The organism is Paraeggerthella sp. Marseille-Q4926 (assembly GCF_916618935.1).
Lineage (GTDB): Bacteria > Actinomycetota > Coriobacteriia > Coriobacteriales > Eggerthellaceae > Paraeggerthella > Paraeggerthella hominis.
Window position 1 is genome coordinate 584,207 of the sequence record NZ_CAKAKF010000001.1, and the last position, 13,090, is coordinate 597,296.

Below are 13,090 nucleotides of genomic sequence, written 5' to 3' on the forward strand. Positions count from 1 at the left end.
TCTCATGAGGATCGATTACGAGCTTCTGACTGATCTGTACCAGTTGACCATGGCTCAGGGGTATTGGGAAACGGGCCAGGGCGACACGCAGGCTTGCTTTCACATGTATTTTCGCGATTACCCGTTCAAGGGCGGCTATGCCGTGGCATGCGGCCTGGCGCAGCTGGCGGACCTGGTCGATACGTTCGAGTTCACGGACGACGATATCGCGTATCTGGCCTCGCTCGATGCTCCGGGCGGCGGGTCGTTGTTCAAGCCGGAGTTTCTCGACTACCTGAGAACCTTCAGGCTCAACGTCGACATCGACGCGGTGCCCGAAGGAACCATCGTGTTTCCCCACGAGCCCATCGTGCGCGTGGTCGGGCCTATCATGGATTGCCAGTTGGTGGAGACCGCGCTGCTCAACTGCGTGAACTTCCAGACGCTTATCGCAACGAAGGCCGCGCGCGTGTGCCTGGCCGCTCAAAGCCCCGTGGCCGAGTTCGGCTTGCGCCGTGCGCAGGGCGCGGGCGGCGGCCTGTGGGCTAGCCGCGCCGCCGTGGTGGGCGGATGCGCGTCTACGTCGAACGTGCTGGCGGGCAAGCTGTTCGACCTGCCGGTTTCGGGGACGCATGCCCATTCGTGGGTCATGTCGTTTCCCGACGAGCTCACGGCTTTCCGCGCCTATGCCGAGGCGTTTCCGAAGAACTGCGTGCTTCTGGTCGACACCTACGATGTCGAGCAGGGGATTGAAAACGCCATTACGGTTGGTCTTGAGATGCGCGATCGCGGCGAGCGCTTGAGCGGCATTCGCATCGATTCGGGCGACTTGTCGTGGCTTGCGAAGATGGCTCGACGCATGCTTGACGAGGCGGGTTTGAGCGACTGCGGCATCGTCTTGTCGAACGATTTGGACGAATACGCCATCCAGTCCATTCGCGACGAAGGCGCTCGGGTGAGCTCATGGGGCGTGGGCACGAAACTTGCCTGCGCGTACGACCAGCCCACCTTGGGCGGCGTCTACAAGCTGTCCGCAACGCGCGCGCCGGGCGACGCGGCATGGACGGATCGCATCAAGATATCCGAGTCGGCGGCGAAGCTGACCACGCCGGGCGTTTTGGACGTGCGGCGCTACTTCTACTGCGACGGCGGTCGGCTGGCCGGCGATATGGTGTTCGACGTGAACGCGGGCGTCGGCGTGCGCGAGGTCATCGTGGATCCGTCGGATGACCTGCGACAGAAAAACCTCGCGGGCTTGTGCTTCGAGACGCTGCTCAAGCCGTTGGCGCGTGCTGGCGAAACGGTGCTCGCTCCCGAGTTCCGCTCTGCTTTGGCGGCGCGCGAGCGGGCTCGCGCGGGGCTTGCTACGCTCGATGAGAGCCAGAAGCGCATGCTGCATGCGCATACGTATCCCGTTGGCCTCGAATATGGTCTTTTTGAGCGCCGTCGCGATTTGGTTGTGCGGCTGCGGGGCATCGCGTAAGTTTGATAGAGGGAAGCCGGGCGCCAGCCCGTTTGCCGTCGTCCGTTCCAGCTCGAGGAAGGAAGCTATGATCAAGATACTGACCGATTCGGTGGCCTCCATTCCCGCCGACATGGCGAAAGCTGCGGGCGTCGAGGTGATCACGCTTTTCGTGAACCGTGCGGGCGTAGAGTACGCCGACGCGACGATGGATCTCGACGAGTTCTATGCAGGTATCTACGATATGGTCGACGATATCCCCACCTCGAGCCAGCCCTCTCAGCTGACGCTCGAGCGGGCGTTCGAAGAGGCGGCGCTCGCTGGCGACGACGTGCTGGGGATATTCATCTCCACCGGTTTGTCGGGCACGTACGAAGGGGCCGTGCGCGCCGCGCGGGCCGTGAAGGCGCGCAACATCCATTTCTCCTACGTCATGATCGACTCCGCATCGTGCGGGTTCGACGAGGCGTGGCCCGTGCTCGATGCCGTTGCCGCACGCGATGCGGGCGAAGACCTGGCGGGATGCGCCGCCGCCGCTCTTTCCGGCATCGAGTCCACGCGCTTTCTGTTCACGCCGGAGACCTTGACGTTTCTGCAGAAAGGAGGCCGCATCGGCAACGCGGCGGCTCTTTTGGGGAATCTGATCCAGCTTGCTCCCGTCTTGACGGTAACCGATGGGTCCGCCACTACGCTTGCGAAGGTCCGCACGCGCAAGAAGGCCCTCGAAAGGATCGTGTCGACGTTCAAGCAAGACGTCGAGGAGCGCGGCTTGAAGAACGTGGTCGTCCATTACATAGGCGACAAGGCTCCGGCGGTCGAATGGGCGCGCGAAGTCATCGACCCGCTTGTCGGCCGCGCGGTGGACGTGCTGCCGGTGAGCCCCGTCATCGGGTTGCATGTGGGACCCGCCGTCGGACTGGCGTACGAATGCGCCGCGCCCGTAGCCGGAAAGCTGACGGCTACGGTTCGCACGCGCGTCGTTTCGTCGTAACGCCCGAACGAACCATCGTCCAAATCGCTCAACAGCGAAGGAAGCGAGACATATTACTATGCAGCATCAATGCAACCTTATTATCGACTCCTGTTGCGACCTGCCCTTCGAGGTGGTCGATCGGGAAGGCGTCGAGTTGATCAAGTTCCCCTACGTCATGCGCGACGGGGAGCATGCGGACGATCTGTACCAGACGTCGTCGGCGTACGATTTCTACCAGGCTATGCGCGACGGCGACGAGCCGACCACGGCGCAGGTTCCCGTGCCGGTGTTTCGCGACGCGTTCACGCGCGCTATCGAAAGCGGCGTGCCCACGGTGTACCTGAGCTTTTCAAGCGGCCTGTCGGGCAGCTACGATGCCGCCGCCCTTGTCCACGAGCAGTTGATGGCCGAGCATCCCGAGGCCGAGCTGTACCTGGTCGATACGCGTTTGGCTTCGATCGCCGAGGCGCTTCTCGTGCACGAGGCGCTGCGTCAGCGCGACAATGGGCTCACGGCGCACGAGCTGGCGCTTTGGGCCGAAGAAGCGCGCTTTTTCGTGGACGCCGAGTTCATGGTGGACGACCTGGAATCCCTTCGCCGGGGCGGGCGCATCCCCGGTTCGGTTGCGTACGCCGGCTCCAAGCTTGATGTGAAGCCGCTGCTCACCATCACCTGCGACGGCAAGCTGTCCTTGTCGGGCGTGGCGCGCGGACGGAAGAAGGGAATCAAGCAGCTGGCCGATTACTACCACAAGCGCAAAGCCGATTCCCGGCCGGGTCGTTTCGTGGTCATCGGCAATGCCGATTGCCCGAAGGATGCGGCGCGACTGAAAGACGCGCTCGCGAAGGAAGACGACAGCATCCTGTTTCTGGAGAGCAGTATCGGGCCGGTCATCGGAAGCCATGTGGGGCCCGGCATGATCGCAGTGGTGTTCTGGGGAAACGACAAGCGCGAGGAGCTGTCCGTGGCGGACCGCATCGCGAAGAAGGTAAAGGGCGGGGAGTGAGGATTTCAATGGAGAGCACGTATGCGTTTGTAGGGGACCAGACGGTGGGCGCCATGGTGGAGGCGCGCATGGAGGCTGCAGGATGCAGCCGCGCGGAGAGCGTCGCCGAAGCCGATACGGTGATCACGTACTACACGACGCAGACCGCCTTGGAGGATGCGTACTTCGACGAAAGCGGCTTGATCCAGTCGGCTTGCCCGGGCACCCTGCTGATCGACCTGTCCTCGTCCACTCCGAGCTTCGCGCGCGAGCTTAACGCGGTGGCCGTGGTAAGCGATTTGGTTTCCGTGGAAGCCCCGCTTATCGTGCTCGACCTGTCTCTTCCCGATGCGTTCGCCAAGAAGGACAACCTTGCGTGCCTCGTGGGAGGCGAGGAGGACGCCGTGCAGCGAGCGCTTCCCGTGGTGGAGGCCCTTGCAGGGGATGTGCAGGATACGGGCGGCCCGGGGTCGGCGCAGCTTGCGCGCGCGGCGTACACGCTGCAGACCACGGCTCAGGTTATTTCCGCCATCGAGGCGGATGCTCTGTACCGCGTCGTTCGGCGTTCGTCGGCGGTTCCCGGTCGCGGGGTCGGACGCGTGGGCGCTGCAACGCCGGTTGCCGAGCAGGTTCTTGCGGCGGTCGAGACCGGCAGCTTTGCGGGCACCTATACGGTGGAGATGCTCATGTCCGAACTGTCGGCTGCTTTGACGGCCGCCGACGACGTGGACCTGATACTGCCCCAGGGCGAAGCGTGCCTGCACCTGCTGGAGCTTTTGGCCGTCATCGGCGGAACCGGGAAAGCGCCTTCCGCCCTGTCGTTGGTGTACGGCGACGAATCGGCCTGCGCGGCCGAGGGGCTTGACTGGACGCGCGCCGAGCAGACGTACGGCGACGCTTCGGACGACCTCGGGTTTTCCGAGTACGACGACGTCGAGGACGGCTGCGGGTGCGGTCACGATCATTCCGGGGACGACCCGTATTCGGGGTATTCGATCTATCCCGGATATTCGGCTAACTAAGGTTCGGCGGTCCGGGATCGCCGAAGCCTTGCAATGTCGAGGGCGGACGCGAGATTCGGTTTCGTCGATCGATAGGGGAAAGCACTATGACCGACATCATGCTTCCCGCCGCGTGCGACCTGTGCCCGCGCGCCTGCGGCGCAAACCGCTATGCGGGAAAGCGCGGCGCGTGCGGGGCGGACGACAAGCTGATGGTTGCGCGCGCTGCGCTGCATTTTTGGGAAGAACCTCCCATCAGCGGGACGCGGGGCAGCGGCACCGTGTTCTTCGCCGGCTGCCCGCTGCGTTGCTCGTATTGCCAGAACGCGGTCATCGCCGTAGGGGGCGCGGGCGCGCCTATCGGCGTCGATCGCCTGGCGGATATATGCCTGGAGCTTGAAGGCCAGGGCGCGCTCAACGTGAACTTCGTCACTCCGACCCAGTACGCCTTGCAGGCGAGGGCGGCCGTTGAAAAGGCGCGCGCCCTCGGTCTGACGGTGCCGGTCGTATGGAACACCTCGGGGTACGAGACGGTTCGCAGCGTGCGGGCGAACGCAGGCGTCGTCGATGCGTATCTGACCGATTTCAAGTACGCCGATCCCGCCTTGGCCGCGCGCTACTCGAACGCCCCCGATTACCCTGCCGTCGCCCTTGCTGCGCTCGAGGCCATGGTGGAAGAAGCCGGTCCTCCTCGGTTCGACGAGGTGGACGGCGAGCGTCGCCTTATCGGCGGCGTGGTGGTGCGCCACCTTATGCTGCCGGGCGCGTTGGAAGATTCCAAGCGCGTCGTGCGCTTGATCCGCGAGCGCTTCGCGGACAGCGTGTTGCTGTCGCTCATGAATCAGTACACGCCGGTTTTGCCCGAAGCGGCCGCTTCGGGCGATGCACGGGCGGCGGCATGTTTGGACAGATGCCCGGAACTGGCGCACCGCGTTCCCGACCGCGAATACGAGCTTCTCCTTGATTTCGCAGATGCTCTTGGCATCGAGGATTACTTTTGGCAAGAGGGGGGCGCTGCCGAAGACAGCTTTATTCCGCCGTTCGACCTGGTGGGAGTGCATAGCGGTGATTCGGAATAGCTTCAGCTGAGCAAATTTCCAAACTTTTCCAAAAAAGTTCTTGACTCCGGACGGGGGCACGGGTAGTATATCTCCTTGCGCTTCGGGCTTCGGCCCCAGGCGGAGAACCTTGAAAACCGGATACTGAGAAGCAGAACAAGCGAGAAAAAAGCCAAGTGAACGGATCCGCATGAGACGGACCCCGGCCGGCCGCGGACCCCTCGGGGGAGCGGGCGGCGGGAAACCAAGATCGAACGCGGCAGCGATGCCGCACTCTTTTAAACGGAGAGTTTGATCCTGGCTCAGGATGAACGCTGGCGGCGTGCCTAACACATGCAAGTCGAACGGTTAAGCCACCTTCGGGTGGGCATACAGTGGCGAACGGGTGAGTAACACGTGACCAACCTGCCCCTTGCTCCGGGACAACCTCGGGAAACCGAGGCTAATACCGGATGCTCCGGCCCCTCCGCATGGAGGGGCCGGGAAAGCCTGGCGCGGCAAGGGATGGGGTCGCGGCCCATCAGGTAGACGGCGGGGTAGCGGCCCACCGTGCTTTCGACGGGTAGCCGGGTTGAGAGACCGACCGGCCACATTGGGACTGAGATACGGCCCAGACTCCTACGGGAGGCAGCAGTGGGGAATTTTGCGCAATGGGGGCAACCCTGACGCAGCAACGCCGCGTGCGGGACGACGGCCTTCGGGTTGTAAACCGCTTTCAGCAGGGAAGACCGACGACGGTACCTGCAGAAGAAGCCCCGGCTAACTACGTGCCAGCAGCCGCGGTAATACGTAGGGGGCGAGCGTTATCCGGATTCATTGGGCGTAAAGCGCGCGTAGGCGGCGCGCCAAGCGGAACCTCTAACCTCGGGGCTCAACCTCGAGCCGGGTTCCGAACTGGCGCGCTCGAGTTCGGTAGAGGCAGGCGGAATTCCCGGTGTAGCGGTGGAATGCGCAGATATCGGGAAGAACACCGATGGCGAAGGCAGCCTGCTGGGCCGACACTGACGCTGAGGTGCGAAAGCTAGGGGAGCGAACAGGATTAGATACCCTGGTAGTCCTAGCCGTAAACGATGGACGCTAGGTGTGGGGAGGATCGCCTCTCCGTGCCGAAGCCAACGCATTAAGCGTCCCGCCTGGGGAGTACGGCCGCAAGGCTAAAACTCAAAGGAATTGACGGGGGCCCGCACAAGCAGCGGAGCATGTGGCTTAATTCGAAGCAACGCGAAGAACCTTACCAGGGCTTGACATGCGAGTGAAGCCGGGGAGACCCGGTGGCCGAGAGGAGCTCGCGCAGGTGGTGCATGGCTGTCGTCAGCTCGTGTCGTGAGATGTTGGGTTAAGTCCCGCAACGAGCGCAACCCCTGCCGTATGTTGCCAGCATTGAGTTGGGGACTCATACGGGACTGCCGGCGTCAAGCCGGAGGAAGGTGGGGACGACGTCAAGTCATCATGCCCTTTATGCCCTGGGCTGCACACGTGCTACAATGGCCGGTACAACGGGCTGCGACCTGGCGACAGGAAGCGAATCCCTCAAAGCCGGCCCCAGTTCGGATCGGAGGCTGCAACCCGCCTCCGTGAAGTCGGAGTTGCTAGTAATCGCGGATCAGCATGCCGCGGTGAATACGTTCCCGGGCCTTGTACACACCGCCCGTCACACCACCCGAGTCGTCTGCACCCGAAGCCGCCGGCCGAACCCGAAAGGGGCGGAGGCGTCGAAGGTGTGGAGGGTAAGGGGGGTGAAGTCGTAACAAGGTAGCCGTACCGGAAGGTGCGGCTGGATCACCTCCTTTCTAGGGAGACACTCAGGTGTCCGACGAGGTCGAGCGAAGCTCCCTCGCCTGGATGGAAAAGAAACAGAAACGGAAGACCCGTCCGCGGGCCCGTCGCGAAGGCCCTCTCGCATCCCGCTCTCTCAGCATCCGGCTTCCGAGGCTCTCGAAGCCTCGGGAAGGCGAGCGCCTTCCCGCGCACCTTGACAGTTGCATAGCGTTTAAAGTGACAAAGAAGATCTTCATCACATGCATATCACCGATTCCATCGGGTGGTCTGTCAAAGTAATGGAGCATCTATCACGATCGCGAATACATCGATATGGATACCCAAAAACCATACTGAACGAGATCCGAAGAGACGAAGATACTAAGGGCGCACGGCGGATGCCTTGGCACAGGAAGTCGACGAAGGACGCGGCAAGCTGCGATAAGCTGCGGGGAGGGGCAAACACCCTTTGATCCGCAGGTCTCCGAATGGGGGAACCCAGCAGGGGTCATGCCCTGCTATCCCCGCCTGAACGAAATAGGGCGGCGGAAGGCAACCCGGGGAACTGAAACATCTAAGTACCCGGAGGAAGAGAAATCAACCGAGATCGCGGGAGTAGCGGCGAGCGAAACCGCGCGAGCCCAAACCCATGCACGCGTATAGCTTGAGGGCGTTGCTGCATGAGGGGTTGCGGGACCGAGCATCCCATGGGCCTCAGACCATGGGCGGAGTGACAAAGGGGCGCGGCAGCGGAACGGCCTGGGAAGGCCGGCGGAACAGGGTGAGAGCCCCGTACGCGAAGCCCCGCCCCCTCCGAGCGCGGCACCCGAGTAGCGCCGGGCACGTGAAACCCGGTGCGAAGCTGGGGGGACCACCCTCCAAGGCTAAACACTCTCCTGTGACCGATAGCGAACCAGTACCGTGAGGGAAAGGTGAAAAGCACCCCGAGAGGGGAGTGAAACAGTACCTGAAACCGTGCGCCTACAAGCAGTCGGAGCAGCCTATGCGCTGTGACGGCGTGCCTTTTGTAGAATGAGCCAGCGAGTTGCGGTATGCGGCGAGGTTAAGCTTTTAAGCGAGCCGCAGTGAAAGCGAGCCTTTAAGATGGCGTTTTAGTCGCATGCTGCAGACGCGAAGCCGGGTGAGCTATCCATGGGCAGGCTGAAGCGGGGGTAAGACCCCGTGGAGGGCCGAACCCACTTCGGTTGAAAACGGAGGGGATGACCCGTGGATAGGGGTGAAAGGCCAATCAAACCCGGAGATATCTCGTTCTCCCCGAAATAGCTTTAGGGCTAGCCTCGGACGTTCAATGGCGGCGGTAGAGCACTGGATCCTCGAGGGGGCTTCACCGCCTACCGACAGGAACCAAACTCCGAATGCCGCCATTTCAGAGTCCGGGAGTCAGAACATGTGGGCTAAGCTGTGTGTTCGAGAGGGAAACAGCCCAGACCGCCTGCTAAGGTCCCCAAATCCATGCTGAGTGGCAAAGGATGTGCGTTTGCCTAGACAACCAGGATGTTGGCTTAGAAGCAGCCATGCATTTAAAGAGTGCGTAACAGCTCACTGGTCAAGTGGACATGCGCCGACAATTCACGGGGCTAAGCATGGTACCGAAGCAGCGGACTAATTTCATTAGTGGTAGGGGAGCTTTCCACGGGGGGCGAAGCCGCAGGGCGACCTGCGGTGGACCGCGTGGAAGTGAGAATGCTGGCATGAGTAACGAGAGCGGCGCGAGAAACGCCGCCGCCGTAAGCCTAAGGGTTCCTGGGCAAGGCTAATCCTCCCAGGGTCAGTCGGGAGCTAAGGCGAGGCCGGAAGGCGTAGCCGATGCACAACAGGCGGACATTCCTGTACCGCCGATGGACCGTCATCACCGATGGGGCGACGGAGAAGGGTAGCCGAGCGGGGTTCTGGACGTCCCCGTGAAAGCGCGTAGGGAGCGCGGCATGGAAACCAGCCGCGCATGCATCCCGAGACGCGAGACGAAGCCTTTTGGCGAAGTCGGCGAGCCCATGCTTCCGAGAAAAACCTCTAGGAAGGGACATCGGCGCCCGTACCAAAACCGACACAGGTGGGCGGGTAGAGCATACCGAGGCGATCGGGAGAACCATGGTTAAGGAACTCGGCATACTGACTCCGTAACTTCGGGAGAAGGAGTGCCCCTGGCGGTGAAGGACCTCGCGTCCGGAGCGGCCGGGGGTCGCAGCGAAACGGCCCAAGCGACTGTTTATCAAAAACACAGGACTCTGCAAAGCCGCAAGGCGACGTATAGGGTCTGACGCCTGCCCGGTGCTGGAAGGTTACGCGGATGGGTCAGCCGCAAGGCGAAGCCCTGAAGCCAAGCCCCAGTAAACGGCGGCCGTAACTATAACGGTCCTAAGGTAGCGAAATTCCTTGTCGGGTAAGTTCCGACCTGCACGAATGGCGTAACGATTTGGGCGCTGTCTCAACCATGGACCCGGTGAAATTGTATTATTCGTGAAGATGCGAATTACCTGCGGAAGGACGGAAAGACCCCGTGAACCTTTACTGCAGCTTGACATTGATCGTTGGCTCGGCGCGTAGAGGATAGGCAGGAGGCTTCGAAGCGGGGACGCCAGTTCCCGTGGAGCCGGCCTTGGAATACTGCCCTCGTCGCGTCGGCGATCTAACCTGCGGCCGTGATCCGGCGCAGGGACCGTGTCAGGCGGGTAGTTTGACTGGGGCGGTCGCCTCCTAAAGAGTAACGGAGGCGCGCAAAGGTCCGCTCAGGACGGTTGGCAATCGTCTGCAGAGCGCAAGAGTGCAAGCGGGCTTGACTGCGAGACGTACAGGTCGAGCAGGGAGGAAACTCGGTTCTAGTGATCCGGCGGCCCAGAGTGGAATGGCCGTCGCTCAACGGATAAAAGGTACTCCGGGGATAACAGGCTGATCTTGCCCAAGAGTCCACATCGACGGCAAGGTTTGGCACCTCGATGTCGGCTCATCGCATCCTGGGGCTGAAGTCGGTCCCAAGGGTATGGCTGTTCGCCATTTAAAGCGGTACGCGAGCTGGGTTCAGAACGTCGTGAGACAGTTCGGTCCCTATCCTCCGCAGGCGCAAGAGGATTGAGGAGGTCTGCCCCTAGTACGAGAGGACCGGGGTGGACGGACCTCTGGTGCAGCAGTTGTCGACCAACGGCACGGCTGCCTAGCTACGTCCGGCACGGATAACCGCTGAAAGCATCTAAGTGGGAAGCCGTCTCCAAGATGAGTCCTCTTTTCGGTAAGGGCCCAGGCAGAACACCTGGTCGATAGGCCGCAGGTGCAAGGCGAGCGATCGCCTCAGCCGAGCGGTACTAATAGCCCGAGCTCTTCGTCTTTACACATTGGATCGGATTCGCGGTCCGTCACGACCGAACGCTGTGCAACCGCCAGGGTGGCGCGGAGAGCGCGCCCTGCGGCATAGAAGCCGCGCGGAGCCCAAGCGCCCTGCGCGAGCGCGACCTTGGAGGCGGGGATCACCCGGTCCCATTCCGAACCCGGAAGTTAAGACCGCCATCGCCGAAAGTACTGCAGCGCAAGGCTGTGGGAGGATAGGACGTCGCGCTCGCGCAGGGCGCTCGGCGTATTCCGCCGAGACCCAGGGGCCCCGGAGCCGTAACAGGTTCCGGGGCCCTTTCGCGTTGGGGGGGGCGGGCGAGCTGCGCGGGGCCGTCCGCCGCTCGAGGGGGAGCCTTATCCTTAACGGTTATTAGTATGCTAAACTTTGAAAAATGAATTAGATTCTCATGAAAGGCTGACGTCATGGCAAGAGCTAGCTCATTTCGCTTTCGGGTGCTTGTTGCTGCATTAGTATCCTGTCTTGTGGCGACCTTCCTGTTTTTGAGCGTTTCGTATCCGAGAGTTGCTTTTGCAGGGGATGACGGTAGCGTTGCTCTTCGCGAGAATGAATTTCTCGAAGAAAAGGCTAATGATTCACAGGAAAAGAGCGAGGGCGAAAAACCCGGCAGTTTATATGTGCCTGGCTGGAATGAACTTGACGGTATGAAATACTACGCCGATGACCAGGGGAAGCTTGTGAGCGGATGGCTCTCTGATCAGGGGAAGCGTTACTATTTGGATCCTACTAACGGTAATGTTGCAGCTTGTGGTTTTATTTTGCTCCAGAACGAAATCTATTATTTTAATAATGATGGCACGCTTTATGACAAAGGGTGGCTGTCGATAGAAGGCACATGGTATTACGCAGCCGCATCTGGCGAGATCGAAACTGGCTGGTTGAAACTGGGTGAAGCTTGGTATTATCTTGATCCGGCTCAAGGCGGCGCAATGCTTTCCGGGAGCTATCGAGTGGGGTCGACCCTTTATCACGCCCATCAAAACGGAGCTCTTCTTACGGGTAATGGCTGGGTGCGTACGGAAGGATCTTGGTATTACGCGACTCCGTCGGGTTCGCTTCGTACGGGTTGGCTTAAACAGGGCGGCTCCTGGTACTGGCTCGATCCCGAGTCCGGAGCGATGGCGACCGGCTGGTACCGGGACGGCGCCGCCTGGTACTACTCGGACGGCTCGGGGGCCATGCTGGCGAACCGCTGGCTCAAGCAGGGCGGGACGTGGTACTACCTGAACCCCTCGGGGGCCATGCGCACCGGATGGCTCCGCGACGGGGGCTCCTGGTACTGGCTCGACCGCACGTCCGGGGCCATGGCCACGGGGTTCGTGGACGACGGCGGAACGGCGTACTACTGCGACGGGTCCGGCCGCATGGCTGCGAACCGTTGGATCAACGAGAGCGGTGTATGGTATGCGCTGAGTAAGTCGGGCGCCGTTCGTACGGGTTGGTTCCAAGAGGGCTCCGCTCGCTATTGGCTCGATCCTCAGACAGGTGCGATGGCCGTTGGTGAGCGGACCATTGATGGTAGACAGTACTTTTTCTCGAGCAGCGGTGCAATGGTCAATAATGTGTGGGTATCGCTGGGAAACGGCGCCTGCGGCTTTATTGATGCGTCGGGTGAGGTTGCTCTTGTTGGGGAGTATGATGATCAAAATCGCATTGTTTGTCTAGATGGCCAAGCTGGTTGGCGCGCTGTCGGCGGAAAGCTTTTTTACTTTGATCCGGAAGATAAGGGCGTTCTGCGGACCGGATGGTTCGAAGTAGATGGACTGCATTATTATGCAGACGCTTCAGGCATTAAGCAAGTCGGCTGGGTTAGCGTTTCCGGGACTTGGTATTACTTGGATCCTTCGAATGGGGTCATGAAGACCGGTTGGATTTGCGTGGACGGCACTTGGTACTATCTCGAGTCTACGACTGGGGCAATGCAGACAGGATGGCTTCAGGAGAATGGGGAATGGTACTATCTGAAAAATAGTGGAGCCATGACGGCTAATTCCAGCGTGAGAATTTCTGATGGTACATATTGGTATATGAACGGGTCTGGTCGGCATGATCGTCAAGCAGGCATCGACATCATTATGCGTACGGCTCGATCTCTTCTAGGTGTTCCCTATGTGTGGCTTGGTGTATATCCGCAAGACGGAGGCATGGATTGCGCTTCGTTTACCTGGTACTTGTATAAGCAGCTGGGAATTGATATTGGGTTTGAAACGTATGATCAGATGCATAGTGGCGTAAGGGTGTTCGGCGATGCTCAGCCAGGAGATATCATTCTTATGTACTACGGCGCATGGCCGAACTATAATCCCATATTGCCTGAGCATGTTGTTTTGTATGCGGGGGGCGGTATGATTTACGAGGAGCCTACGTTTGGCGGGCGTTGCCAGTATGTATCGCTTGCGTCGAAAGGTGCTTCCACGACTACGGTGCAGAGGATCTTGTCGTAATAAAGTCCAAGGCCTCCCGCTTTTCCGGGCGAAAGGCCTTGGACTTGCGAATACTTCGTTTTGGTAGAG

General features: G+C 60.9%; 6 protein-coding genes and 3 rRNA genes. All 9 read left to right on the forward strand.

What is annotated here, in order from left to right; all coding sequences use genetic code 11:
- Positions 1-4 precede the first annotated feature (4 nt).
- A complete protein-coding gene (locus LG373_RS02415) occupies positions 5-1,462 on the forward strand; it encodes a nicotinate phosphoribosyltransferase (RefSeq protein ID WP_114567941.1) in 1,458 nt (485 codons plus the stop codon).
- A gap of 67 nt (positions 1,463-1,529) precedes the next feature.
- A complete protein-coding gene (locus LG373_RS02420) occupies positions 1,530-2,432 on the forward strand; it encodes a DegV family protein (RefSeq protein WP_225748871.1) in 903 nt (300 codons plus the stop codon).
- 58 nt (positions 2,433-2,490) lie between these two features.
- Positions 2,491-3,420: a DegV family protein gene (locus LG373_RS02425; RefSeq protein ID WP_114567943.1), complete on the forward strand. Its 930-nt coding sequence runs from the start codon at positions 2,491-2,493 to the stop codon at positions 3,418-3,420.
- Positions 3,421-3,428: 8 nt separating this feature from the next.
- Positions 3,429-4,421: an NAD(P)-binding domain-containing protein gene (locus tag LG373_RS02430; RefSeq protein WP_225748872.1), complete on the forward strand. Its 993-nt coding sequence runs from the start codon at positions 3,429-3,431 to the stop codon at positions 4,419-4,421.
- Positions 4,422-4,507: 86 nt separating this feature from the next.
- Positions 4,508-5,479, forward strand: a complete 972-nt coding sequence (locus LG373_RS02435) for a radical SAM protein (RefSeq protein ID WP_114567945.1) — start codon at positions 4,508-4,510, stop codon at positions 5,477-5,479.
- Between the two features lie 258 nt (positions 5,480-5,737).
- Positions 5,738-7,248: ribosomal RNA gene (locus LG373_RS02440) — 16S ribosomal RNA — on the forward strand.
- Positions 7,249-7,587: 339 nt separating this feature from the next.
- Positions 7,588-10,557, forward strand: a 23S ribosomal RNA gene (locus tag LG373_RS02445).
- A 115-nt stretch (positions 10,558-10,672) separates the two neighbouring features.
- Positions 10,673-10,787, forward strand: a 5S ribosomal RNA gene (gene rrf / locus LG373_RS02450).
- The 16S, 23S and 5S rRNA genes sit together here, the layout of an rRNA operon.
- Before the next feature lie 194 nt (positions 10,788-10,981).
- Entirely contained in the window at positions 10,982-13,021 is a 2,040-nt protein-coding gene (locus LG373_RS02455) for an NlpC/P60 family protein (RefSeq protein ID WP_225748873.1), read from the forward strand.
- Positions 13,022-13,090: the final 69 nt, after the last annotated feature.